At 30.8% G+C, this 25,819-nt stretch carries 28 protein-coding genes and 1 pseudogene; 1 reads left to right on the top strand and 28 read right to left on the bottom strand.

Translation table 11 applies throughout. The features are described 5' to 3' along the window. Positions 1 to 4: 4 nt before the first annotated feature. The 12 genes from CELLY_RS04900 to CELLY_RS16630 all read right to left on the bottom strand — a co-directional run bounded on the left by CELLY_RS04900 (position 5) and on the right by CELLY_RS16630 (position 10,365). The gene (locus CELLY_RS04900) at positions 5 to 457 is read right to left on the bottom strand and encodes a hypothetical protein (RefSeq protein WP_013620553.1); all 453 of its coding nucleotides are present in this window, start codon (positions 455 to 457) and stop codon (positions 5 to 7) included. An 80-nt stretch (positions 458 to 537) separates the two neighbouring features. After that, positions 538 to 1,248, bottom strand: a complete 711-nt coding sequence (locus CELLY_RS04895; RefSeq protein WP_013620552.1) for a DUF3592 domain-containing protein — start codon at positions 1,246 to 1,248, stop codon at positions 538 to 540. A gap of 216 nt (positions 1,249 to 1,464) precedes the next feature. Beyond that, on the bottom strand, positions 1,465 to 1,920 hold the full coding sequence (locus CELLY_RS04890; RefSeq protein ID WP_013620551.1) for a DoxX family protein: 456 nt from the start codon (positions 1,918 to 1,920) through the stop codon (positions 1,465 to 1,467). 232 nt (positions 1,921 to 2,152) lie between these two features. Further along, a complete protein-coding gene (locus CELLY_RS17345; RefSeq protein ID WP_409222026.1) occupies positions 2,153 to 2,302 on the bottom strand; it encodes a DUF1275 family protein in 150 nt (49 codons plus the stop codon). Between the two features lie 147 nt (positions 2,303 to 2,449). Then, positions 2,450 to 2,545: a DUF4259 domain-containing protein gene (locus CELLY_RS17340; RefSeq protein WP_013620550.1), complete on the bottom strand. Its 96-nt coding sequence runs from the start codon at positions 2,543 to 2,545 to the stop codon at positions 2,450 to 2,452. 61 nt (positions 2,546 to 2,606) lie between these two features. Further along, entirely contained in the window at positions 2,607 to 3,149 is a 543-nt protein-coding gene (locus CELLY_RS04885; RefSeq protein WP_244847072.1) for a DUF4253 domain-containing protein, read from the bottom strand. A 284-nt stretch (positions 3,150 to 3,433) separates the two neighbouring features. Beyond that, positions 3,434 to 3,799: a DUF2750 domain-containing protein gene (locus CELLY_RS04880; RefSeq protein WP_013620548.1), complete on the bottom strand. Its 366-nt coding sequence runs from the start codon at positions 3,797 to 3,799 to the stop codon at positions 3,434 to 3,436. An 82-nt stretch (positions 3,800 to 3,881) separates the two neighbouring features. Next, positions 3,882 to 4,691: a leucine-rich repeat domain-containing protein gene (locus CELLY_RS04875; protein WP_013620547.1), complete on the bottom strand. Its 810-nt coding sequence runs from the start codon at positions 4,689 to 4,691 to the stop codon at positions 3,882 to 3,884. Between the two features lie 389 nt (positions 4,692 to 5,080). Continuing rightward, a complete protein-coding gene (locus tag CELLY_RS04870) occupies positions 5,081 to 5,560 on the bottom strand; it encodes a hypothetical protein (protein ID WP_013620546.1) in 480 nt (159 codons plus the stop codon). A 162-nt stretch (positions 5,561 to 5,722) separates the two neighbouring features. Then, a complete protein-coding gene (locus tag CELLY_RS04865; protein ID WP_169309917.1) occupies positions 5,723 to 6,379 on the bottom strand; it encodes a DJ-1/PfpI family protein in 657 nt (218 codons plus the stop codon). 262 nt (positions 6,380 to 6,641) lie between these two features. Continuing rightward, positions 6,642 to 7,097: a GNAT family N-acetyltransferase gene (locus CELLY_RS04860; protein WP_013620544.1), complete on the bottom strand. Its 456-nt coding sequence runs from the start codon at positions 7,095 to 7,097 to the stop codon at positions 6,642 to 6,644. Between the two features lie 256 nt (positions 7,098 to 7,353). Then, positions 7,354 to 10,365, bottom strand: coding sequence for a cellulase family glycosylhydrolase (locus tag CELLY_RS16630; protein WP_051983444.1), 3,012 nt, complete (start codon positions 10,363 to 10,365; stop codon positions 7,354 to 7,356). Positions 10,366 to 10,506: 141 nt separating this feature from the next. Here CELLY_RS16630 and CELLY_RS17220 point away from each other — a divergent pair. Then, positions 10,507 to 10,809: pseudogene (locus CELLY_RS17220) on the top strand (transposase); the annotation flags it as partial. A 47-nt stretch (positions 10,810 to 10,856) separates the two neighbouring features. Here CELLY_RS17220 and CELLY_RS04850 read toward each other — a convergent pair. From CELLY_RS04850 to CELLY_RS04775, 16 genes are all read right to left on the bottom strand, one after another. Then, entirely contained in the window at positions 10,857 to 11,669 is an 813-nt protein-coding gene (locus tag CELLY_RS04850; RefSeq protein ID WP_013620542.1) for a metallophosphoesterase, read from the bottom strand. Between the two features lie 78 nt (positions 11,670 to 11,747). After that, complete coding sequence (locus tag CELLY_RS04845; protein ID WP_013620541.1) at positions 11,748 to 12,209, bottom strand: RDD family protein; 462 nt, start codon at positions 12,207 to 12,209, stop codon at positions 11,748 to 11,750. A 222-nt stretch (positions 12,210 to 12,431) separates the two neighbouring features. Next, on the bottom strand, positions 12,432 to 13,421 hold the full coding sequence (locus CELLY_RS04840) for a hypothetical protein (protein ID WP_013620540.1): 990 nt from the start codon (positions 13,419 to 13,421) through the stop codon (positions 12,432 to 12,434). Positions 13,422 to 13,663: 242 nt separating this feature from the next. Further along, positions 13,664 to 14,068, bottom strand: a complete 405-nt coding sequence (locus tag CELLY_RS04835) for a hypothetical protein (protein ID WP_013620539.1) — start codon at positions 14,066 to 14,068, stop codon at positions 13,664 to 13,666. 321 nt (positions 14,069 to 14,389) lie between these two features. Beyond that, positions 14,390 to 15,031, bottom strand: coding sequence for a hypothetical protein (locus CELLY_RS04830; protein WP_013620538.1), 642 nt, complete (start codon positions 15,029 to 15,031; stop codon positions 14,390 to 14,392). Positions 15,032 to 15,194: 163 nt separating this feature from the next. After that, on the bottom strand, positions 15,195 to 15,926 hold the full coding sequence (locus CELLY_RS04825) for an NAD-dependent epimerase/dehydratase family protein (protein ID WP_013620537.1): 732 nt from the start codon (positions 15,924 to 15,926) through the stop codon (positions 15,195 to 15,197). A gap of 195 nt (positions 15,927 to 16,121) precedes the next feature. Continuing rightward, positions 16,122 to 16,349 (bottom strand): hypothetical protein, encoded by a 228-nt coding sequence (locus CELLY_RS04820; protein ID WP_013620536.1) that lies wholly within the window; start codon positions 16,347 to 16,349, stop codon positions 16,122 to 16,124. A 17-nt stretch (positions 16,350 to 16,366) separates the two neighbouring features. Continuing rightward, positions 16,367 to 16,729 (bottom strand): DUF2185 domain-containing protein, encoded by a 363-nt coding sequence (locus CELLY_RS04815; RefSeq protein ID WP_244847070.1) that lies wholly within the window; start codon positions 16,727 to 16,729, stop codon positions 16,367 to 16,369. A gap of 41 nt (positions 16,730 to 16,770) precedes the next feature. Further along, on the bottom strand, positions 16,771 to 17,397 hold the full coding sequence (locus CELLY_RS04810; protein WP_013620534.1) for a DUF3885 domain-containing protein: 627 nt from the start codon (positions 17,395 to 17,397) through the stop codon (positions 16,771 to 16,773). Positions 17,398 to 17,421: 24 nt separating this feature from the next. Then, a complete protein-coding gene (locus CELLY_RS04805) occupies positions 17,422 to 20,166 on the bottom strand; it encodes a hypothetical protein (RefSeq protein WP_013620533.1) in 2,745 nt (914 codons plus the stop codon). Between the two features lie 219 nt (positions 20,167 to 20,385). Beyond that, a complete protein-coding gene (locus CELLY_RS04800; RefSeq protein ID WP_013620532.1) occupies positions 20,386 to 21,051 on the bottom strand; it encodes an SMI1/KNR4 family protein in 666 nt (221 codons plus the stop codon). 161 nt (positions 21,052 to 21,212) lie between these two features. Next, complete coding sequence (locus CELLY_RS04795) at positions 21,213 to 21,629, bottom strand: hypothetical protein (protein ID WP_013620531.1); 417 nt, start codon at positions 21,627 to 21,629, stop codon at positions 21,213 to 21,215. Positions 21,630 to 21,958: 329 nt separating this feature from the next. Next, complete coding sequence (locus CELLY_RS04790) at positions 21,959 to 22,618, bottom strand: hypothetical protein (protein WP_042256662.1); 660 nt, start codon at positions 22,616 to 22,618, stop codon at positions 21,959 to 21,961. Positions 22,619 to 22,852: 234 nt separating this feature from the next. Continuing rightward, complete coding sequence (locus tag CELLY_RS04785) at positions 22,853 to 23,611, bottom strand: porin family protein (RefSeq protein WP_013620529.1); 759 nt, start codon at positions 23,609 to 23,611, stop codon at positions 22,853 to 22,855. A 55-nt stretch (positions 23,612 to 23,666) separates the two neighbouring features. Further along, positions 23,667 to 24,854: a PDDEXK-like family protein gene (locus CELLY_RS04780; RefSeq protein ID WP_013620528.1), complete on the bottom strand. Its 1,188-nt coding sequence runs from the start codon at positions 24,852 to 24,854 to the stop codon at positions 23,667 to 23,669. 217 nt (positions 24,855 to 25,071) lie between these two features. Further along, entirely contained in the window at positions 25,072 to 25,818 is a 747-nt protein-coding gene (locus CELLY_RS04775; protein ID WP_013620527.1) for a hypothetical protein, read from the bottom strand. Between the last annotated feature and the right edge of the window lies 1 nt (position 25,819).

Genomic DNA, 25,819 nt, shown 5'->3' with positions numbered 1-25,819 from the left:
TTTTTTATTGGAATAATGTTACTACCAGTTCATCAAATTCTGTAAATAAGCCATCTTCGGTATTAACTCTTAGCATTAGGCTTTTGTTATCCGTTTTCCACTCGTAATAAGCAGAACTACTACTTTGGTTAGTATTAGGATTACCATACAATTCTGTTAGTTTAGTTTTAAGTTTGTTGAAATTAGATATTTCATCAAAAAAATGCATAGTTATTCTTTTGCCTTCATAGCTCGTATTTATTTTTACTTTATCTACAAAAACTCCATAAAAACGTAAAAAACGTTCATCACTAAATTTAATTTCACCATATTCTTCAGTAAACGGTAAGCCTTTAAGATGAGCTTTTATATCAGTTTCTAAAGTAATATCCTCTATATTCTTTACAAGTCCTTTATAGTCTACTTGTGCGTGTCCAAATAGGCTAACAAGCAGCAGAAGTACGGTTAGTTTTTTCATAATTATATCTGTTAATTTTTTTCTTTTGTAAGCTAATTTTAATCAGTGTTATTTTTAAGAGAAAAAGCCTAAAGACTTTTTTACTCAGCTACTTTTGGTAAAAATGATAAGTCTACTACATACTTTTTAGGATTATCGCGGTCTATTAAAACATTTATTTTTTCTGTTTTAATAAAGTCTGTAGGGTCAAACCAAATATTATCACTAGTAAAAATATGAAGTTCAGATGTTTTAGGGTTTAACCATTGTGATACCACAACAAAAGGGTTTTTACCATTAACAGCAATAGAAGTATTTAAAGTTACATTCTGAAAATCTGACTCTACTTTAGTACCGTGTAGTTTTAGGTGGTTGTGCATTTTCTTTTTCTTAATGCCAGATATTATAATACCAAAACCAATTAATGCAAAAACTAAACCCATACCGCCAAGTATAGTGCTTAAACCCCAAAGAGAGAAAAATCCTTTTATTTTAGCTTTGTTGGGGGCATCTGGACTGTAAATTACATCTACTTTTTCATTAACACTGTAACTAGGAGGGTTGCTGCTTACAGTAGACGTAAACTGAAACTGTTCTCCATTTTTATCTGTAAATTCTACTACAGGTTTGTATGTTATAGAATTGTCTGAAGAACTACTAGAACTAGACTCTAGCATTTGTATTACTATGCCTTGTGTTTCTGTAGCATTTTGTAAAAAACTGTTGGTACTTTGGAACGCAAAAAATGCTCCTAAAAGCATACCAATACCTATTATTGTAAATACATACTTAACAATGTTTATTGCTTTCATTTTTTGTGGTTTAGTTATTTATTACTGTTTAGTTGCAGCAAGTGTTATTGCAACAACAAATTGCTGCTAACTAAAGCAAACTTAGTACTTAATATGAGTGCTTTACTATGTAAATATATATTCGTGTGGGTTTAGTATATATTTGATAAAGTGGAAAGTATTGTCAGCTGGCTGTGTAGCTTTTAGTGTGCAACACAAGTCTTAGTTCTGTATTTTTTAATTGTATTTAACAGTGCTAATATAGGTCCAGATGATAAATAAAAATTGTAATGGAACTCTAAACCATAAATAACTAATACCATTTCCATCAAATGTTCCTTTTTGATAGTTTACCTTGTTTAAAGAAGCGTAAATATTAGCAGGCAACATTAACAAAAGAAAAATAATTAATATCCATCCAGAAATATATTTATATCGGGGAATAAGAAGGCTTATGGCCAGTATAACTTCAAATACTCCTGTTAAATAAACAAATGTTTCTTTATAGGGAATATATTTGGGTATCATTAAAGACATTCCTTTGGTAAATGCAAAATGCCCAAGAGCAGTAAATAGTAACATTACAGACATTGCTATGTTAGCTGATAATGCAAAATCATATTTATTATATATAATTTTTATAACCAACAAAATTATTGTAAAACTAGATAAAAGTACAATTAAAGGCTTCATATTTTTTGCATTTTCTTCAAACACAAAGATCAGAAAAGAGCTAATAAAAATACTGAACTTAAGTTAAGTAATACGTTTTCTTATTCTACATTTAAAATCATCGTAAAATAAACTCATTAACAACACAATTGCTGGAAAAAATAAAGTATTAAGTTTAAACTCCATTTTAGAGTACAAAAAGCCGCCAAATATACCACCTAAAAAGAAAAAGGAAATAATATAAATATGTAGTTTAATAGTTTCTTTTATTCTGATGCGGATATGATTTAGAAAAAAACAATTGAGACAATTCAATTCCTAAATCGGTGAATAAGCCTGTAAGGTGAGTAGTTCTTACAACAGCGTTAGAAATTTTAGTTACAAATGAGTTTTGAAGTCCCATTGCAAAAAACAAACCCTCTTGTATTTGGGTAAATTATGTGTTACAAAGTTTACTTAAATCTATTAATTAAGTGCTCTATGTTCCCTTTCCATTTAGGGGCAAAGTAGTTCATATTTCAAATAATCAAATTTAATTGTATTTTAAAAATCAAGATTTGAAAAATGTTTTCGTACCTGTTATTATTTCATCGATAAAATCATATGCAGTATCGTCATCAAATACTCCATAGCCCCAAGCTGCCATATTCTGTTTTTAGTGTAGTTAAATTTTTTACAATGTATAAAAAAATATGTTCTCTATTGTTTTAATCCCACCACAAAAAAAGTTGTTTTTCATCCCTAATTATTCTTTCAAGTTCACTTAATTCCCCAACTCCTTGGTCTACAGAATCCGGACAAAAATCATAAACTTCTGCAGCAAAGGCAGCATCATTAATGTTATTATTAAAAGTTAAAGCAACCCAATCATAATCGGCTCCTAATATTTCAATGCCATAATTCTTGTCCCAAACCTTAAGTTTTTCTATAACATCATTGTTATCTATATCAAAGTTAATTCCATCTGTTTTCTGAACTCTAAGAATATCAAATTTGTCTGTAGATTTAATTACAGATACAGTTGAAGGACTTTGATATCCGCTTTCTGATAAAAACAGTTGATACCCTTTGCTTTTTAATATTGCTTTATTTTCTAGTATAATTTGGTACGCTCTATTTTCTGATATTTTAAATGAAATTCCGTTTAACTGTTCAATTCCAGTTTTGCTTTCTGTTCCATTTTTGTTTATAACATAACCAGGTTCAGATATTTCAAACCGAAAAAAATCTTCAGTAGTTGCTTTTTTCAAATCAATAAAAACCTCTTTGTTAAACCCTATATTTTTAAACAATAATAGCTCAGGTTCAGAAAAAACTGTTGAATTTTGTTTGCAACCAATCAAGGAGAATACGAGTAATGCGTATATAAATTGTTTCATAATTTTATAAATACTGCTTTGTAATGGTATAAAAGTGGTAAGGCCCTATAAATTAAAGCTATTATTGATGCTTTTGTTTTTGCAATTAGCAATTACTAAAAGTAACTTAATATACGCTATTTTAATTTGTACTTGGGTTAAAATTAATACACAAATTAAATGTTTTTAGTATCTCTAATCTTATCAATCCAATTTATTATGTGTTCTGGCGGTATGTCATAACCAACAGCTTTTTTTCCGCTCCAATTTATGCCTACTAGTTGTTTATGAGATTTTAATATTTTTAACCAGTAATTGTAAAACGTATTTAAATCTAGCTCTACGGGCTCAAAACCTTTATAAGCCTTAACTGTTTTAATAATTATTTCTGCTCTAGATTTGCTAGACCAAAATGGCATAGCTCTAATACCGTCTCTGTTTTTTGGCGCAGGAAAACCTCCGCTATCTTTTATAGTCCATACTTTTTTAGATGACTCAACATCTCTATAAAATATTGCGGCTTGTGATGCAGATTGTGACATATTTAATTTTTTAGGGTACTTTAAGGAGAAACGGAATGAAACTTTAACGATTAATGACTATTATGTGGCCGAAAATCAGTTCTTATTTTTCTATCCACCATTCAATTCCATTTTTAAATTCATTTTTAACAAAATCGTAAGCAACAAAGAACCCAGATTGTAGTGATGGATGCTCACTTTGCAGGAGTTCCCTTTCCTGGTTTTTCATTCTCCAGTGTGCATCAAGTCTTTTTAGTTTTTTGAGTTCTAAAATTGGTTTGTAATTTTTGTCTCTTATTGATGCACAGGACATATCAAGTTCAATTAATTCATTTAAGTTTGTAAAAGGTTCAAGACTATGTAGTATTAAATTTTTTGGAGCAAATGTGTCCCCGCCAAGCTCCAAGGATTTTAACCATTTCATTTTTCCAATTAATTCATAATTAGCAACTTTAAAAGACGCGAGAATTGAAAGACTCTCTAATGATTTTAATTCAATTAATGGTGAAACATCTTCTAGTCTTGAAAAATTACTTAGATACAAGGCTTTCAGTTTCGTTAATTTTTTAATTGATCCGATGTCTGTAACGGTAGAAGACCAAATGTTTAAAACTTCTAAATTCTTCATTTTGCATATAACATCAAAGTAGTCTTGGTCTACTTTATGTCTAAGGTTTAGTCTTTTTATATGGCTAAGTTGCGGTAGTTTTTCTTTCCATTGTTCATCAATTTCCTTTCTTCTTTTTAAAGAAGTGCCTGAAGGAAAATCAATAGCCAAAGTGGAGATAAAAATGTTGTTTGTTTCCAAGATTTTATCTCCGTACTCCTTAAAAGTTTGCTCTTCATCCAATTCCGCTATGATAGGATAATAGGTGTCAGCTATCTGGTCTTTTCCAACAATTAGTGCCTTCATTTAAAGTTTTCTGTAATTGAGTTCAACGTTGATGTATATGATTAGTTGCGTGTTTTAGCAACTAATTTAGTAAACAAAAACGAACGCGAGAAAATTCCGAAGGAATTTCCCAAGTAAGCACTTGCCAAAGCAATTAATTATACAGGTGTTGTACCCAGTTTTTAATATTTAGAAATTCTATATTCATCATCTAATTCGATGCAGATGTAATTCCCTCTGAATTTTCCTCCATCTTTGATTTTCTTAAAGGTCAAATTCTTAAAATATCCAGTGTTAAAATTGCGAGTAGATTCCACTTCTCCAATTTCAGTTGAGTGAAAAGGATAGTTATATTCTTTATTTTTTGTCAATCTATTGATATGTTATTTTTGAATAATCTTATTTGGCATTTAGTTTTCTAATTTTAGTTTCCGATTCAATTGCCAATTCATTAGTAAAATATTCCACATCGCAAAAAAGTCAGAACCTTTAAAGGCAGGAATAACGAACTGTTCAGAATTCAGATTAGTGATAGTCAGTTCATCCCATTCAGCTTTTTTCACTTGTTCTCTTGTTACTTTTTCATTTTCGCTAATTTCAACTAACGATTGAGGTCGCATTTCTTTAATATCACTTATCAGCAGACTTTCAAAGTTGTTATATTCTCCCCAAACTATTTTCCGAGTTCCAAAAACAGTCCATTTGTCATTTGTGGGTTGAGTGAAAACTAAAACAGGAATTCCAATATTTTGAGATTTAAATAATTCCGAGTAGAATTTTTGGTTTTCAGATGGCAAACTTTCGAATAAGAACGAATGTTGGGTTGGAAGGCTGTGTTTTCCAGCTTTCCACTTTAATCTTTTCGCTATATATTCATCTGTTTTCTGCATTTCTCAAATTGGGTACAACGGTCTTGTGTATAATTTCGTTGTGTGTTTAAGCACTAAAGTTAGCAAATAAACCACAGATAGAAAGTCCGCTAGTCCCGACGCTTCGGGATTCGTAAGTAAGCTTGCACTAGCAATTAATTTTATGCGGTGCTGTAAGTCGTTTTATTCTTTTCTATTTATCAAATTCAAAACTTCGTCTGCAACAAACTTTCCACTATTAGCAAAAGAAGCAGTTATCAATCTGTTTTCAGAATCTACAATTTCATAATTTATTTTTCTTTCGTGATTATACACTTTTAAGTTTGCACCTCTTTTTTTTAATTCGGTTTCCATATCATAAGGTAACAACTTTCCATAATCTGATTGTTTCATTATATTTTTTTCATTCCACGTAGGAAAACTTGTCATTGTTTTGTTTTTTACCAGATATTCACCTGATTTTAATTTCACATCGATAAGTGTAGCAGTTCCGTGGCCTATTGTTCCAATAATTCCTCCATTATCATATATTTCTGATATCACTCTAAGAATATCTACATCTTTATGCGTATCCCAAAATTGTCCATATCCGCCAGGAATAATTATACCTAAATATTCTTTTGGATTAATTTCGGTTGGTTTTAAACTATTCTTTGTCTTATTTTGGAATAATTCACTTTTGATAACTGCTTTTACTAAACTGGTTGTGTCTCCGCTGTGGTATATTGGAATTTCACCACCTTTAGGTGATACAATATCAATTTCAAGATTTTTTTCAGAGAATTTATTGAAAGGAATTGCCAATTCAATTAAATAAGTTCCATTTGGTTCATTTTTCATTTCATTAACGTTGGTTGTAATGAAAAGTACTTTGGTTTTTTCATTACTTTTATTACAAGAAATGATCAAAAAAGACAATAGTAATATTGTAAAAATCTTATTCATAGTTCTATTTTTATCAAATGGCTTACAACGGTTTTGTGTATGGTTAGTTGCGTGTTTAAGCAACTAATTTAGTAAACAAAAACGAACGCGAGAAAATTCCGAAGGAATTTTCCAAGTAAGCAATCCCCAAAGCAATTAATTATACACGGTGTTGGCATTAGTTTTTTATTGCGCTATATACATTGGGATTGTGTTTTTCCATATAAAATTCAGGTTTAGGTATTTCTGTAAACCCAAATTTTTTATAAAGCCACTCGGCTGTATCCGTTAATAAAATCCAACGTCTTAATCCTTGAAGGTTTGGATGCTCCATTATTTCATTTATCAACCACTTACTTAACCCTTTTCCTCTGTACTCTTTTAAAATATATACATCTCCTAAATATGCAATAGTTGAAAAGTCTGAAATTATACGAGCAAATCCTATTTGTTTGTTTTTGTAGTACAGCCCAAAATTTAAAGAGTTTTCAATTGATGTTTTCAAAGTATTTAAAGGAATTCCGTTAGCCCAATCAGTTTGGTTAGCTAGGAATTTGTGGATGCTCAAAACATCTAATTTATTCTTGTCAGTTGAAATGGTATAATCATTTCTATGTGTTTCTCTAACTTTCAATTTGGTTTGTCTTAATTAATGCCAACGGTTTGGCAATGGTTAATACGTGGTTTAAGCTCCTAATTTAGCAAATAAAAATCTCATAAGATTATACATAATGGTTGTGATTTGCTATTAATTTTTAGGTTCTGAGTAATGTGGTTGGTTTAAATATTTGTATGACGTAAATAATAAAAAAGCGGAATACCTAAAAATAGATATTCCGCTTTTATTGTTATTAATTTTTAATCTAAAAATAAATAGCCTTTTGCAAGCACTATTTTTTAACAAATAAAGAACGTTTTTTAGAAGTTGTACCTGTAATTTCTATAACATATGTTCCAGGTAAAATTTCAGAAATATTTAATTTTAACAACGCACTATTATCTTGTTTGTCAATTAATAGTTTTCCTTGTAAATCATAAATTTTAACGGATACTAGTTTTTCATCTTCAGCGCTCACAAAAATAGTTTCGTCTAAAGCAGGATTAGGGTAAAGCTTAAAATTAATACTAGAATCATCAGTAATTTTACTTATTTGGTTACTAGGCGTAACATTACAAATAGGAGCAGTAGCGTCATTACTAAAGTATATCGTAAAATTATTAGTTTTAGATACCATCACAAAATTACCGTTATCTGATGTTACCCAGTAATCACCATCAAAATTAGGAATTAAGCTATTGCTAATAGATATTTCTGGATTTGCATTTTTAAACTGAAAGGTAATTTTTGGTTTTAAATTTATATAATAATCAGGTACACCGTTGTTTGTGTTTATTGAAAATTGATATAACCCATTGTATTGCGAATTCCAATTAATAGTAAATGTTTTTAAATTACTTAAAGATGGTCCGCCAGATCCTAACACAAAAACGTTAGAAAACTTTTTAATGTCAAAATCTTCTAAACCAGTTGAAGAAGGTGTATTAAAGTCACAATTCTCAGACGGACTTTGTTCTGTTATTACAGTTAACGTAAATTGCGTTTCTGTAGAAGCCCCGTCGTTATCAGTTGCAATTGCTTTTAAGGTATAAGTTCCTTCTGTAAGACCATTAAGTTCATCTGTATTTGGAGAATCAGAATGGCCCCATTTATATGAAGTAGAATTTATTTGCCTAACTAAATTGTTATCTATATAAAGTTTTACATTATCAATAGTTCCATCTGCATCAGTAGCATTAACTTCAACTTGTAAATTATAACCTTCAACTAAAGTAATATTGTTAACAGGAGATAGGAAGCTTATTGTAGGTGCTTGGTTGGTTTCGTCTACAGGATTACATGGTTCTATATTCCAATCTGGGCAGAAATTATTTACTAGATTTTCTGTACCATCACTTATTGGAAAATCAACAGAATTAGGGTTTCTAATATTATCCCAAACGTGAGTTTGTTCAGGAGAACCTTGTTTTTTACGAGCAGTTGAAATTTCTGAAGCTCTACTGCCAAGGTTATATGTATTTTCAAATATTGCATTTCTAAAACCTGTATTAAATCCTGTACCTCTATCTAAAAAGTCTACTCCAGTATTTATTACTTCAGAACCATCAACATTAAACGTGTTTCTGTATACAAAACCATAGGCTCCTTTTAAATCAATAAAAGCATCTGAGCTATTTTCTCCTGAAATTCCTTCTGCAGAAAACACGCAATTTCTTATAATAGTGTTCATTGTACCTTCCTTAACATCTACGCCTTCTGCTGTTACATTGGGTCCAACGGTACAGTTTTCAATAGTGTTATTGTTACAAGCTCTTTCATAAGTGTCATGTTGTCCTTTATCTGAGCCTACATATAAACCTTCACCAAAACCAGGTTTAGTTCTACCTGTATTGTATATAGTGCAACCATCTATACTATTATTGCTAGATCCATCACGCAAGTGAATAGCTTCTTCTCCAATATCATGAACAACAAGGTTTTTTAATTTACTACCATTAGAATTGTCAAGAACAATACCTTTAGACCCAGTTTTAAACTCTATATCTTTAATATTCCAATAATCACCTTCAATACTTAATAGGTAGCCATTGTTATAATCTAATCCTGAGAAAACAGGAGGGTTTGTAGCGCTTTCGCCTCTTAATATAATAGGGTTTGTACTGTTTCCGTTAGCACTACCATAAAGGTAAACACTACGGTTAAAGGCACCTTGTATCTTGTCTTGAAAATTGTAGTTTCCAGGGGCAATTATAATTTCATCTCCTGCTTGTGCTGTTTCCATTGCAGCTCTAATACATTCTATAGTACTACATTGTGTTGTTTTAGGTCCTGTAGAGGTCTCTGTATCCCAGTTTTGGATGATGTTTTTTACAATTTCACCAGAGGCTGTAAGTTTATTGCTAATTAAACCAGATACACCTTGTCCTGCTTGAACTACAGACCCTGTTTCAGGAAAAGCTTTGTCACTCAAAGACCAATTAGCGTGACTTATACCTTTTTCTTTCAAAAAGGCCATCCAAGTATTAGTGCTTTCTTTGTCTGGTTCTCCTTGTCCGGTATTTAAAATTGTACCCCATTCTGTAACAAACAAAGCAACATTATTATCTAATGCTGTCTGTGCTACATTTCTTAAGTTATCATGCGGGTTAAATGCTGCATAAAAATGTAAAGTATATGCCACATTAGTATCAGATATTGGGTCTGCTGATGCTACATCAACTTGCTGAGAATAATTGCTAGTACCTACAATTATTAAATTATCTGGGTCTTTAGAACGTATACCAGCAATTACTTGCTCTGCATAATTCTTAATAACAGGCCAACTTTGGTATATAGGCTCGTTATAAATTTCATACATTACATTGGGAGTATCTCCGTATAGGTCTGCCATTCTGGTAAAAAAGTCAACAGCCTCATCTGTGTATAACTCTGCTTCGTGAGTGTGCCAGTCTATTATTACATATATGCCGTTAGCAATAGCTGCATCAATAACTTTTCTAATTTTAGCTTCTTGCTCCTGCGGACTATCAATATAGCCATTTCCGCCATCCCAATTTTCTTTTACGCCCATAGCTATTCTAATAAGTGAGCTATTCCAGTTTTCTGCTAAAAAATCAACAGTTTCTGCATTATAAAAATCGGAGGTGTCTCCAGCATTACTCCAAAAGAGGCTGTTACCAGCTAAGCTCGTAATTTCTCCAGACGCATTAAGAATGCGGTTTCCGTCAACTTGTAAACGGCCATGTTTTTCTACAGGAGATTGAGCTACTGAACTTAGTGAGAGCAGCATTAAAAACAAAGGTAGATACGTAAGCCTTTTAAACATTAGTAGATTTTTTTTCATAATTTTTGTATTTGGGTTAAAGTATAATATTACAAATTTATAAGATTTTAATTGTTAAATTTTTGTTTTTTTGATTTAACTAGTGTTACTAGAATGTTATAAAGTCCTAAAGCTTGATAATTTTTTTACTTAGAATGATTTTTTAGGCATTTTAGTAGTGGTAGTGAATTATGTAGTTATGCTGGGTTAACACCAGTGTTCATCAAAGTAGGAGTAGGGTAAAAAGAGGCCCGCGAATTAGTAAAATAAGAAATCAAAAATTACAAAACTTATTATTCATGTGCAGCTTTAATGCGTGTAAATATAATAAGGTCTGTAAGGCTATTTATGACCGAATAGTAGCCAAAGGAAAGAGTAAAAAGTTAGCGTTAATAGCCTTTGCTATCGCAAAATCAGGGCTTATCCTATGATAATAATTATAGAAGTGTTTTAGTGGAAAGTTAATGAGTTTTTACTTGTTTTTTACCACAGTACTTTGCTGCCAGTAGTTTTTATATTTCCATTTCTACCATTTCCGCTCTTGCTCCAAATCGGATTGGTAAAATACTTGTTCCAATTCCTTTTGATATATACATTTTCGGTTCCGATTCTTTATACCAACCTTTTAAATACTTTCCACTCCCTTGAGGTTTAAAAGGAACGATTCCTAAAAATGTAATCTGTCCTCCGTGAGTATGACCAGAAAGTACTAAATCAATATTTAAATTCTCTTTTTGTTTTGTGATTATATCTCTATATTCAGGACAATGTGATAAAACGATATTGGTTTCGGTTTGTTTTAGATTTTCAATTGCTTTTCCGAAATCAGCATTTCCACCAACTAAATCGTCAATTCCGATTATTGAGATTTTACGATTTTTAATTGAAATAGTTCTGTTCTCGTTTATTAATAATTCGCAATTATTTTTAGAATAAGTATTTTTAAGTTTTGTCAAATCCACTTTTCCCCAATATTCCCAATTTCCGGTAATCGCATATTTTTTTATAGAATTATCTATTAATTGCAAAAAATCATTCAGTGAATCTATTTTTTCAGTTTTGTCAACAGAATCTCCAGTTATAAATACTAAATCAGGTTTAATTAAATTTATTTTTTTCGCAATAGATTTATGAAAATATCTTAATTGGTCAAAGTGTAAATCCGAAATTTGAATGATTTTTATTTTGTCTTTTTGCGATTTTGAGATGTCAAAGTAATTCCAGTCAATTACATATTTCTCAAACCAAAGTGAGTCTAAAAGTACTAATCCAATTGAGGCTAAAATTCCTCGTTTTATAAATTTTCTTCTGTTTAAGTTCGTCATTTCTTAAATTACTTGCAACGACCTTTGGTTAAGCCCAAAATTGAGCAATTATTTTTATTCATTGTTACCATACGTTTTTTATTCCGTTTTTTTTAATTCAGATGTTTTCACAACAATTGTATTTCCCCAAATATCTCCTAATCGTTGATTTTTATCTGTGTTTTTTATTGTTATAATTCCGATTAATCCAAAAAAGAACATATCGATTGGGTCAAGTAAATGTCTTTTAAAAGATTCTCCAAAAGTCAATTTTCGGTTTGTTCCGTTTTTCGGAATCGGTTTAAGTCCAACTAATGAATTCCCGAGAGTTGCTCCGAATCCAATTTCAAGTCCAACAGTCATAATCAGCCAAAAAGCAATTGGAATTAATCCTGGTAATCCATTCAAGGAATATCCTCCTTCGTCATTCGGTTCGCCAAGAGTATAAATCAGAAAGAATGTAACCGCATAAATTATAATGTAATCTACTAATCCAGCAGCAAATCGGTTTCCAATATTCGGTTCAGTTTTAATTTTGGAAGTCAAGTTTGTTTCGTTCATCGGTTTTTCTCAAATGTATGGTAACGGTTGGGCTAAGCGTAGTGCGGAGTCAAGGAAACTTTTCGTTTCCGTCTACGCACGAAGCTAAAGCTTATTGTTTTGATTTATTTTTTCTATTCTAAAGCTAAATCCATAAGATTTAGCGGACTTAGTAAACAAGCCCAAGCCCTTAAATATAGCACTTTTCGCCCTATTTGCTATAGGTATTGTTACCTGTAGTTTTCATTTCCGTTGGTAAATTGAATGCATTTGTCCATCCCAATTTTCACCTCCAATTTCTAGTTCCATTTCTTGCTCTGTCAAACGCACGATACGGAAGGTCCTGAACTTTTTACCATAAAGAAAAATTAATCCTCCAGACCCGCTGAGTTCCCACTTGCTTGTAGAATTCTGCCCTATACTAGTAATTTTAATTGAATCTTTAGAAACAGTAATATGTTCAATATAATTTCTCCAAAATGGGTCAATAATTGGAGTCGGTTTTTTTAGGTCATTTTGCTTTATAACTTGCCATTTCCCAATTAACTTGTCCAATTTAGTTTTTGCTTGCTCAACAAATACATAATTTTGAATTTTATCGTCGTATGTAGATAGATAAACTTTTTCATTGATTGCTGAGTCGATTTTTATGGGAATTGAATAAAGATTATTGCTAAATAAAAGGAACTTTAAATTTTCAAAACTTTCGATAGACCATTCGTTTTTGGATATTTTTTCATTATTCCCGTCATAATGAATCATCATAGTATCATTAACAAAATCTGCATTCATAATTGATTTATTACCATTATACCGATATGATTTACCTACTGGATTCCAACTCACATCTTTAAATTGCTTAGGTATTTTTTTAAAAACAGAATATGATTTTGAAGACTTAAAGTTATTAAAAATGATACTGTCTTTCGCAAAGATAAATTGCCCCTCTATTTGTCCGATTTGATCCTTAAATATTAGTTTTTGGGTTTTTGGTTGCAAATCTAATACTGTGTCCAATTGTACGAATTGGTCTTGATTGGTTGGGAATTTTATTATTCTTATTTTATTGTTCTTGATGTTTAACAATATTCTAGATTCCAAATCAAGATTCTGTATTTGCCCATTTTCATTTGAATAGTAGGTGTTTATCCAGTTTCCATTCAATTCAAGTTCATTCGAGCAGGAAATAATACCAATAAAAATGAGAATTGCAATTGGGACAAAGTTTTTCATAAATTACAGGTAACGGTTAGTATAAGAAACGTAGGGCGGTTAAAAAGCACTTTCGTTACGGTTTATTACTTAGCTAAATATAAATATTTTGTTTTTATCTTTTCTTCTATAAATGCCAAATTTTATATTTAGCGGACTTAATTAATATTCACAGACCTTTGGGTTAAGCACAAACGCCCGTATTGTTTATAGGTTTTGTTGTGCAACGTATTTTATTTTTTCCTTACTTCTCGCGGTCTTATTTAATCCAATGCGTTTTGGTCAACTCCGTAATATTCAGCTCCAAATCGGTCGCTCTTTTCCAAGTATTTTTTTATTAAACCGTTTTCATCTTCTACATAATTGTTTATACCTAAAAAGGAAACATTTTCCTCATATTTATGCACCATAATAACTCTAGGTTCTCCAACCATAGGAATAAATGGAGAATCCTTTTCATGTCCAATGGTTGGGTTATCCTTTTCTAAATCGTAAATGTATGTTACGTCCACTTTTCTGTTTTGATAGGCAAATTCTTTTTCGACTTTTATTATAAGTCCTTGCACTTCAACAAAGTCCTCTTCATTATAATCTTCAAAATTCTTTGTCGATTTTTCTCGACAACCGTGAAATAAAACGATAAGTGAAATAATCAGAAAATTTCTCATGGTCAATATGTTGCCCAACTATATATAAACTCAATTAATTGCGTTTATTTTGCCAATATGGGTGAGTAAACGCACATTTGGCTTTCTAGTTGTTTTATTTTCTTACAATATAAATTAATTTTTTATACTGTAATAATGGAAATGTGTAATTGGTATATTTTTTAGTACAATTGGTAATTATGCATAAAAAATTCTAGAGATGTAAGTTCCCTATACTTTACTTATGTAGTGGTTTTTTATAAGAATAGTTGCGGGTTTGTAACGCTTTTTTGTTAAGTACTAAGTAGCAATTATTTTATATGGTATTGGGCACAGTTTTTATTACAGGTTGTAATTTCCTTTTGCCCATTTTATTGTCGGTTCAATCCATTCCTTTAATGGTTTAAATAAAAATCCGTGTCCCATTCCAGAATTCAGTTCTATTTCTTTAAAGTGTTTTATTTCACAATTCGAGATTTTCTTTCGTTCCAATGCGGAAACTCCAAATGGGTCGGATTTTTCGTAAATAGTTAAAATATTTCCGCAAAAATTAATTTCAGGTATATTTTGAATATCGCTATTCCTAAAACTTGCAATAAATACAAAATTTAAATCCTGATTATTTGCTAAAGTCGAAACATATTGAGCTATATAACCACCTTTTGAGGTTCCAACAACAGTTATTTTTCTTGGTTCTACTCCATTTTTTATTAAACTGTCAATTTGGGTTACAATTCCAATTGCGTATTCTCTTGCGTTAACATTTCCACTCCGTTTTTCGCTTATTACTTTAAGTCCCCCTTTTTTAAGTTCAGCAATAATTTCGCTGTATTCAGTTCGCCCAAATTCGGGATGTAATTCATTCAGTGCGTGTTCTTCTAAAAATCGGTTATGAAGGAAGAAAACAAATCGGTCATCATTCTTGTTTTCGCATACAAACAAAATTGAGCAAAAAAGAATTCCAATTAATGTGCTTGTTTTCATCTTTTTTTTCGTTTCCTGAGGTTGCTTACAACGTTCTTGTAATTGGTTTGTTACGCCGTTTATGCACCTAATTTAGCAAATATAAACCTAATAGAATATTCCGCATAAAGATTCTAATGTAGGTTAAAACTAGCAATTAATTTTATACGGGTTGTAGCCAGTTTTACTCCGCTGCGAGCTTGAACAGGGTAAATGCGTCTGCTTTGGGTCTATACCCAACTTTTTCTTTCGATTCAGTAATATCCAATCGTTTATACCTGTTATCGGAAATAGCGTTCAGAACCTCATATTTAATATTTTCTGTTTCGATACATCCAATCAATAATTGATTAAAATCATCAGGATGCAGAAATGCACTTAAATCCCTCGCATTCATTTCAGTAAAGTCTTTTGGGAATTCGTACGCACCAATTCGCAGGCAAATGGCAGAAATTCCATTGTTATATGCATGGTAAGCCGCTAAAGCTTCTCCAAAACATTTTGATACTCCATAAATATTTTTCGGCTTAACGAGCATATTCTTGTTAACTTGGATATCCGTCGGATAGCTTTCTATGGTCTGGGCACTACTCGCAAAAATCAGTCTTTTGCATTTTGCTTTTACTGCTGCTTTAAAAATATTCTGTGTGGTTTTTATGTTAGTTTCTAAAATCTCGTCCGATTCAGAAATCGGGTCTACTATTCCGGCCAAATGAATTACGGTATCGATTCCTACGCATAGTTTTGAGCAAATTGAAAAGTCCATCAAGTCTGCTTTTTCAATTCGCACATTGTTCGAAAAAGTACTGCTGTCCGTTACAATGTCTGCAACGGTTATTTCATATTTGTTGCTGAAGTTATGAACGAAATGTTTGGCTATTTTTCCAAATCCGCCGGTTATCAAGATTTTTTTCATTGAATGTATGGTGTTTCTTTAAATGTCTAGTCCTGAAATATGGCTATAACGTTCTTGTAATTGGTTTGTTACGCCGTTTATGCACCTAATTTAGCAAATATAAACCGAATAGAAAGCCCGATAGTTCACAAGCTTAGGGATTCGTAAGTAGGCTAGAACCTAGCAATAAAATATATGCATTGTTGCCAGTAGTTTTTATTTTCGCAAATCTTTATCGGTCATTTCAGAATCGTATTTCTTTCCGTCTTTATCAAAACTCCAAACATTTGAGATTTCACGAACTTTAGGTAATTCAGACTCGTTAGATTTAACTTTCTGTTTTACTATCCTGCGATATTTTCTATTAGCATCTTGCTTATTTTCTTTCTCCGATTTCGCAGTTGTGATTCCACGAATTTTAGTTTTCTTTTCCGATTTGCTCATAAAAATCTATTTTCTGATTAGAGTCTAAAAGGATTCCATTTTTGACCAATTCCATTGCGTTCCGCTCCAACTCCAATCGGCATTTCAAATAATTCATTCAGAGTATTATCTAATTCAACCGCATTTTTCAAAGAAATGATTTTTGCGTTTTCCTCCGCGTGGTCATTTTGTCCGCATAAGAATTGCCAATCTCCGTCGCTGTCGTGTGTCGCATACAAAATCGGACTTTTCTCATCAGTTACGTGATTACAAGTAAAAACAGCTTTATTTTCAGGATCACTAAATTTAAATTCAGTTTTATTTTTGTCGTTTTTCCCTTGTCCAAATACATTAAATATGCTCATAAGAGTTATTGAAGTTATTAAAATTAGTTTTGTCATTCTTTCATAGATTGCGGTTATACATTGTTGGCAATAGTGATTTATTTAAATTGTTTTTCCATTTCATTTCGTTGATTTTCAACTATCCAATTGTCAAATTTCACCAAATTCTCTTTTAAATCGTCTGTTCTGTTACTAAACATTAAACAACCTCTGTCATCGTACATCCAAAACCATTTTTTCGATTTAGGTTGAAAAAAATAAACGAGTTGATGAATTGTTGGTGAAAATCCCATTTCTGTATTCGCTATTCCGTTAAATATTTTCGAGTATTTAATTTTGTCTCTTTCCGTTCTATAAATCGATAATTTGCCTTTTACACGCTCAATATCAAAATATCTTGTAACTAAATCCTCTTCAGACTGTTCAGCTTTTATGCTTTCCGATTTTAGTAAGCTGTAAATGTGATTTGGTGTTTGAGCAAACATTTCTTCGATAAAGTCATAAATTATAATGTAAATTTTCGAATTTCCATTTATTTGATTTTCAAACAATTCAGTCGCACGTTTTGTCGCTTGATTTACTCTTTCTTTAGTTCCATTTTCAAATGGGTCTCCAAGTTTAAATCTTAAATGAAATTTTAGTCCGCGTTCTATCGTATTGAAATCTGTCAGGTCAATAGTCGAATTCAAGTATTCTAATTCTTTTTCGAGGTCTTTTTTCATCATTATAGCCATTGTTGGCAAATCGTTTTAGTATCGTTCTTCGAAATTACCTTCAATAACGGCTTCCCAATATTTTCTATCATCTCTTTTTTTTATATTCTTTTTATTTTTTTTAAGAGAATAAGAATCCCACCAATCGTTCCAATTAGGGTCTGCTTGGTCAGATTCAATCAATCTGTCGAGGAGTTTTTTTAGATACTCATTTGCTTGGGGGTACATACCTGTTTCAAACCTCATTTGGGCTAATGTCTTAAATGCATCCTTATGGTATCCAAAATCAAATAACAACATTTCTAAAATTTCATATCCGCTTTTTATCAATTCAGCCTGTTGTTTATTATTAGCTGTAGAATTTGGGTTTAGCATCGGGCCGTTCCAAATAACATTTCTTAAGAAATTTCCTGACCGAAGAGTTTCATTGTTGTAATTATCTAATAATACTCTTACCATCTTAGAATCTTGTCTATAATAAATAGAAAAATTCAATAAATTCAATTGGTAAGTTTCTGGATTTGATGTTATAAATTCAAACATGATAGATTTATTCCAATCATCCTTATAACTACCGGTTATTCCCATTATTTCAGCATATTGTGTCCCTAGTTGAATGCCTAATAATTCAACTTGTTTATTTTTCAAACTAGAATTAACTATTAAATCATATCCCAACGCTGATTTACTTGACTCTTTCTTAGGCATGGACATATAATTCCAAGAATGGTTTAACCATACTTCGAAAAACGTAGCTAAATCATCTCCATACAGATTAACTCCATCAGCTAAAGGCAATAGATCTAGAGATAAGTAGCGGTGAACATGTTTGTTGTATTTATATAAAACTTCTTCACTGAACTGTTTGAAAATTTTTGCTCTATTTTCTTTAACCCAGTCGGCGTAGAACTTCTTATTAGCTTCAAAAACCATAAAGAAACCCTCTCTTTTTTTCGCATAGAGCAATAATTCGAGAGATTTGTATTTTGGGGTTGGCTTATTTAGTGAATTAAAGATATCTATTACTTTTATTGTGTCATTTACATCAGCAGAACGTAATAAATGTTGCAGTTTAATAACGTCAGAGTTCTCAATATTGTATTTCGTTTGGCCACCAAGTAACTCCGATATTTTATTGAAACTATTAACCGATAATGACTCTGCAGCAGCATCTAATGGAGTTTTACCAGCAATACTAAAATCAACAGAAAATCCTAGGTCAGCAAATTTTTGTATCGTATTTGGTGCATCTAATAATGCCGCCATATATAGAGCTGATTGAACTTTTTTATTTATAACAGTTTGAGGTTTTCCTACCAAATCGGTATTTAAAAATGCAAATACAACATCAGCTTTATCAATTTTGATGGCATAAATAATTGGTAGTGAATTATCAATCTTAACAGTTTGATGTAAACCTGCACCAACAATATTAGAAACCACTTCTTGATCATTTTCTTCAATGGCTTTTTTAAATGAAGATTCTAAACTCAATTTTACCATTGCAAATTCAGAAGCTTTTTCACCTGAAAAATAGTTTGAATTTTTAGATTTAGCTGTAAGGAAGCTAGAATAAGCAACTAAAGGGTTGTTTATTCCTGCATAATGCCCCATTGTGTAGTAGTAGTCAGCTTTGGGGTTTTCTGTCGCTGCTAATCCTGCAAATCTCATTGCTCCTTTTTGAAAGACTTGTTCGCCAGTTTTTTTATAAAGCGCATATTTTCTTTTTGCTGCATTTATATATTGAATATCCTTTGCAACAAGATTGTTTACAGTATAATTTTTCTTTACAGGAACAGAACAATTGTTTTTTAGCCATGATGTATTGTTATAGCTAAAATTATTTTCCATATTTTTTTTATGGCATTCTAAATTATCAATATAGGCTAGCATATAGGCTTCTTCTTCTTTACTGTATGCATATGCAGCTTTTTCATAATATTGATTAATAGCTTCATCATTAAGTTCTACTGCTTTGGTGTAAAAAGCAGTCATTTTTTGTTGTACTTGATAAGCCAAACGACGTTTAGTGGCTTCAGCCTTTCTTCTCGCTTCTCTTTTAGCTTCTCCTTGGTCTAGTAATGATAATGCACTAAACATAGCACCTTCATAATTTCCAGTACTTAAATCGTTTAAAGATGAACTTAATGTGTTGGATAGTTGACTTAAATTATCAGCTTTATTTTGAGCCTCTAAGTCTGCGATAGCTTGCATGTTAGAATTAAAATTTTCTAATAATACTTCTGGAGTACTAGTACTATTCAGTTGTCCATAAGACTTTACTTGTTGTGCATAAGCTCTTGCAATGTTTTCTCCTTGTGTTTTTAGGTTCATTGCTTTATTGTAGTTCACAAGGCGATTTTCCATCTCTATTTGAGTAGAAGACTTACTATTTGAATTATTATTCAGTTTTGATGAGGCATTTGACCCATTTTTTGTCTTTTTTTTGCAATCAGAAATAGACGTAGATGGAACACTTCCATATGATGAATATTTAGAGCTTATTTGTCCTTTTATCATATTAAGGTGATCTACTAATCGCTGAAGGTCAGTATCAGAAAGATTACCTCCATTCTCGCATTCGCACCTATAATTATACCAAGTACCTAATTGAGTCCAGGCTTGAATTTTATCACCACTACTTACTCGTTCTGTAGGTGTCCAAGAATCTGCTTGCTCAATTTTTGAAACGTAACTCTGAGCTTCAGGACATTGTGCATTTGTTTTATTTACAGTAATTAATTGTAAAATTAAGAGGAACAAGATATTAATATATTTCATGTCTTCGATTTGTCTTTTTTAATGTTAGCCAACGGTTTAGTATATGGTTTGTTACGCCGTTTATGCACCTAATTTAGCAAATATAAACCGAATAGAAAGCCCGATAGTCCACAAGCTTAGGGATTCGTAAGTAGTCTAGAACCTAGCAATTAATTTTATGCGGTGTTGTGGTTAGTATTTTATTTATTTCTAATATTTTAAGTCAGATAAAATGGTTATTTATCCTAATCCTAATTGATAGTCCAAATCTAATTCTCTAATTACTTCTCCTTTAGAATTTGTTAATATTTTTAGCCATTCTGCAAAATTTTCAACTTTAAAATGTAGTTTTTTGTCACTTAAACTATAATAAGCTAAGGGCCATTCTCCATCCTTGGTGTCTTCTGAAGTCAACCAACACCAAGCTCCTCCATTTGAATCTTCAGACATTAAACATAGTAATGAGTCCACTTTTATTTCTTTATTATCTAATTCTATTTTTTCATTCAATTCATTTCTATAATCAGATAGCCAAGACCTATTTCTGATACTGTCTATTGAATTTGTATAAATCCAAGTTCCACCGTCTCCAAAATATTTTAAAAACAACTTATATGATAGAGGTAAAGTTAAATTTATTTGCTTTTCAATTTCAATTATTTCTGTTTCTGTTAAAGTCGGTTGAACATCGTCGTGAAACTGAAACTCTTCTAACATTTTAATAAGTAGCCTAGATATTTTATGTTTATTATGTGAAGATTTGTTAATAGCTTGTATTCTTCTAGCTATTTTAGCCCTTTCCAACATTTTAGTTTTTATTTCATTAGATTTTTTTTTGTTTTCAAGATGTAAAAACCTAATTATTAATGAAGCAAAAAATACAATAGCTAAAATTCCAATTTTCATTTTATTTCATATAGGTTTTATGTTCTACGTATTGTTTGGATATTAACCACAACGGTAGGTATAACCGAAGTTACGGGATTAAAGTTAATGTTTTTCGGCTTATCACAGACATTAGCAATTGTGAGTGGATTCGGACGTAGTCGAATCCGCCGTAATTGCGGTTATACATTGTTGGCAATAGTATTTTTAATTATTATTTCATTCAGTTTTTGAGAGTCAGAATCCGCAATTTCATTCAAGTCAAACGTAATTTTATTCTCATTAGTTTTTGTAATAGTCAAAGTTTTTTCGTTCAGTTCAGTCGTTTTAATTTGGTCGAAACTCAAGGACTTTCCCCAAAAAGAATTCACTCTAATATTTGCTCCTTTTTTATTCCATTGAACATAATTTTTATACCAAAACATTCTACTATAAAAGGCAACTTGAAGTAAAAATCCGATTGCACTTATTCTTTTATTCAGTTTTGGATTTTCGAAATCAAAGAGTTCAAATGTTCCAACTAAAATAAAAATAAGAGAAAGGATTAAAATCGTAATCCAAATCAAACTTTTCATATTGTCAAAATGTATTCTTTTCATTTTTTATCAATTTTCCGTTTTCTGGGATATTATTGCCAACTATATATAAACTCAATTAATTGCGTTTATTCCGCTAATAGCGGTAAATAAACGCACATTTGGCCTACTAGTTTATTTTTTGTTGTTTAATTTTCCTACAATGTAAAACTATTTTTTTGCTTTACAAACAGTAGTATTACCGTATAACTAGTTTTCCTAGGTTAAACCAACAGTAATATCTCATTTCCCATATTTTAAAGTATGGTTCAAAAACATAAAACTATTACTAATCCAGAAATATTAAAACCCGTATATTTTATTTATTTAAGTATGTTGTATACTTTTTTAAACTAATTAATATGTACACCTTTTAATTCAGTTGGTGGTGGTGGGGCAGGTATATCTAAGTGGCTAAAATCTTCAAACAATATATTGTAATTAAAAAGAGTTGTATCTTTTTTAAATCTGGTAACAATTTGTTTTAGCACTTCTTTAGTTTTGGCTATTGGGTAGTTATCCTGTATGTGTAAATGTATTAGGGCTGGTTTAAGAGTGTCTGTATTGTAGTAATAATTGTGATCTTTAGCCTTTATTTTTAAAATTTCTGAATCTAGGTTTTTAATATGTACCAGTTTACTTAAATCTCCCGATATATTTTTTAAGGAATCGTTTTTTACAATAAGTACATTTCTTCTAAAATAGCAATTAATTTGGTCATTTGTGGGGCAATTAGCCAAACCTGTAAGTTTAAAAACAGTGTCGTTATCTTTAAAATTTAAACCAATAATTTTTTTTGAGCAAGACAGTTTTTTCATCTCGTTTAAAAGAGCACTAAAATTTTTAAAAGAGTCTATTTCTATGATTTTAAAATTTGCTTTATTAAAATTATCTAAATAATCGTTAGATGTTATTTCTGTTGTAGCTATGGCAAGTTTAGATTTTTTGTCGGTACCCAAACCACAGCCACATATTAAAAAGACCAAAACTATTATGCATAACCAATTTTTCATAAACATAAATTATAGCAATATTAACTAACTCTTTTTTATTAGTTTGACACCTAATTTAGCAATTTAAATTTTAAAGTAGCTTTAATACTACAAAAACACACAAGCCTTTTAGGCTACCATTCATTTTGGTTTACTAAATTGCTTAGCAATTGTAGGTATACACGTAGTGGCTAAAACCTAGCAGTAGGCATTATTTAATGTTGACCAAAGACTTTAATTGTCTAATCCTATTTTTTAATAAAACTCAAAGCCAAACGATAAAGCAATAGAACCATTTTTAGTTTTGTAATTGTATGAAGATTCTATATCTTTTTCTTCATACACATTTTGTAATGATTGGCTATACTCTAAACCAACTGTGAATTTATTTTTATTAATTTCTTTAAAAACATAGCTAAACCCAACCATAGAGTTTATTATAAAGGGTTTTGCATAATCAAATTCTTGAACTTCAAAGCTTTCTTCTACATTTACAAGAACGCCTCCACTTGAAGATCCCGGAATGTAACTATTATATCTAATATCAGACATAATATTAAACCCACCAGATAAACCTACATTAAAATAAATAGGCATCTGCTCAAAATTTTTAGACTTAAAAAGCTTTTTAAGGTTAATATTTGCCTTTACAGGAATTTCAATATAATCTAGCCTAAACCTAGTTTTATCATACCCACTATCAGAACCATTTTGGTCTATTATTATCACACTACTATTAGGTCTTCTATATTCAGTTCCTTTACCAACATAACTTAAGCCAGACTCTAACCTTAAATAGTCATTTATTTTGTAAAAAGTACTTAAATCTAATTTTGCAGAAACTCTTGCAGAATTTGAATATCCTAAAGATTCATTGTACCCTAATTCACTTACAGGAGTATTAAAAAAACTAATATTTGCTCCTAAAGCAACTCCAAACGATAGTTTGGGTTTGTTAGATTGTGAATAAGATAATGATGTAATTAAAAATGAAAGTAATATTATTTTTTTCATAGTATTTTATAGTATGGTTTTAATGTTTGTTAAGGTTATTTATGGCAACTGGCTTTTACTCTAAATGCTGTTGTAATTCCGTTTTATATTTTAATAATTCTGTTTCTACTTTGTTGACTATTTCTTGTACTTTACCCCATTCTTTATCTAAAACCTTCATTACTTCACTTTCGTCTGCTCCAATAAAATCCTCAACATCAAATTTCCAAGTATGAATAAAATGTACCAGCCATTTATTTCCTCTTGGTTTTTTTGCTCCTTCTATGTTACTCATTGCTTTCTTAAAAATATCGTGAATTTCTGGGGCGCCTGGTGAAACAATAGTTTTAAAAACAACTTTTTTTTTGCCCCAGAAATAGTCAATTTCAAAAAGAAAATTCTCCTTTAAAGGCCAACCTTTCCCTTTTTTTGGAATTATATTATCAAGTTCCGAAGTCAGAAATCGAGCGAAACCTTTATGTTTTGAACCCATTACCCAACCACTATTCTCAATTTTTTTAACAAAAACAGGATAAAGTTCAGATGCTATATCTGACTTATGTTCAAAAACAAAATCAATAAGTTCACGATGGTTTTTATATATTTTATCTGCAAGTTCGTTTAACTCATCGTTTTTCATAAGTTCTCGTTTTATTGTTGTTAAATAGTCCAAAATATATTGATTCACTCCATTGTTTAAAGAGTTTCCGTGAATTTTTAATATTCTGTCAAATTGTTCTATAATTTCTTGATAGGAATATGGCGCATAATACTCCCTTTCTGTTTTGTCTGTTGGTAATTCCCCAATTGGCGTTAAATAAACAAAAACTTTCTTTTTAGGCTTAAAATTAGAGTTTACAATTTCTCTGTACTTTGTAAGTTGGTTAGAATGGTCTTTACTATCAATTTTGTTTTCTATACAAATTACCAAAGAATCAAAAATCAATAGTAGGTCAATATTTTTCCATTCTCTTCTTATCTCTGCGTTGTTAAAATTTAGCTCTTCAATTTCAAATTCATCAAGCTCGGTTGCTACATCAGAAGTTGAAATTCCACGTAAGAATTTGGTCAAAAATAATTTCCCAAGTCCGTGACTTCCATTGGGGTTAAGCAACCAGGCTAAAAAATTTGAATGTCGAATTTCAGTTCTTGCAACACCTAAAATTTGGAAAATATTAGGCGTTTTTAATTGAAGTTCTAGTTTGTCAAAATCAATATCGTTTATTAGCTCTCTGTATTTCTCTCTTACGTTTATTTCGGTCACGGTTGTTTTTTTAAATTGTAGGCAACGGTTTAGTTATGAGTAGTTGCGTATAAATAATCGCTAACTTTTTGGATTTAACACAAGCCGAATTTTTATGTTTTGTTTTTACTTTTTATTCTAAAAGTCAAATTAAAAATTTGGCGGTCTTTGCAAATAAGTCAAACCTTTCGGTTAAGCACTTACTAGCTATGTTTTATACACGTTGTTGTACGCTGGCTTAATTCCACCTTTCTTTTATTTCTTTTATATGATTAGCTAATCTAATTGAGAATTTTTCTTCATTAAACTTCTCTTGTTTTTCCAACTTTTTGATAAGCTTTTCACTTTGATTCCAAATTTGTATTAATTTAGAAATTTTAGGTTTTAACGCTTTTGCATTGTCTGGTGTAAAATGAACTGTTTTGTTTCTCAAACTGAACAAGTTTACTATTTCATTAAGCTGAGTTTTTCCATTAGTCAAGTCTTCTTTGAAGATATAAATGATTCTTTCCATAACCTTTGCCACAGAGATTCTTGCGTAGCTAAAATCATCTATCACTTTAGTTTGTTTTAGAAATAAAAGGTGTCTATTTATTAGAGTCTCTATAAAAAATCCAAAGTTATTTAAGTGCCCAAGGATTTCTATCGAATCTATTCTGTGGTTTAGACCAAACTTGTGTTTACTATTGTTGGCTTTCAATTGAGATTTTTGCCAAGATACAGACATCTTACCTAAGGTTTCATCGGTAAGAATATCAGGAATATTCGATTGTAGAATTCCAACCGCATTATTTGGTAAGTTCATTGTATCCATTACCTTTCTATCAGCTTTTGAAGGTTCTATTTTTTCCAATTCTTCTGCAAATAAAATTGAAGCATATTCGTAGGATAAAGCACTATGAATGTGGTGAAAAGATTCTTGAAGGAAAAATGAAGCTCCAAGTTCTAGTTTTGAATAAGTATCTATGTCGTGTTTTTCTGCCATT

It is taken from the genome of Cellulophaga lytica DSM 7489, from assembly GCF_000190595.1.
Taxonomy (GTDB): Bacteria; Bacteroidota; Bacteroidia; order Flavobacteriales; family Flavobacteriaceae; genus Cellulophaga; species Cellulophaga lytica.
The sequence above is the reverse complement of the archived record's forward strand: the minus strand, read 5'-3'. Positions and strand labels throughout refer to the sequence as shown.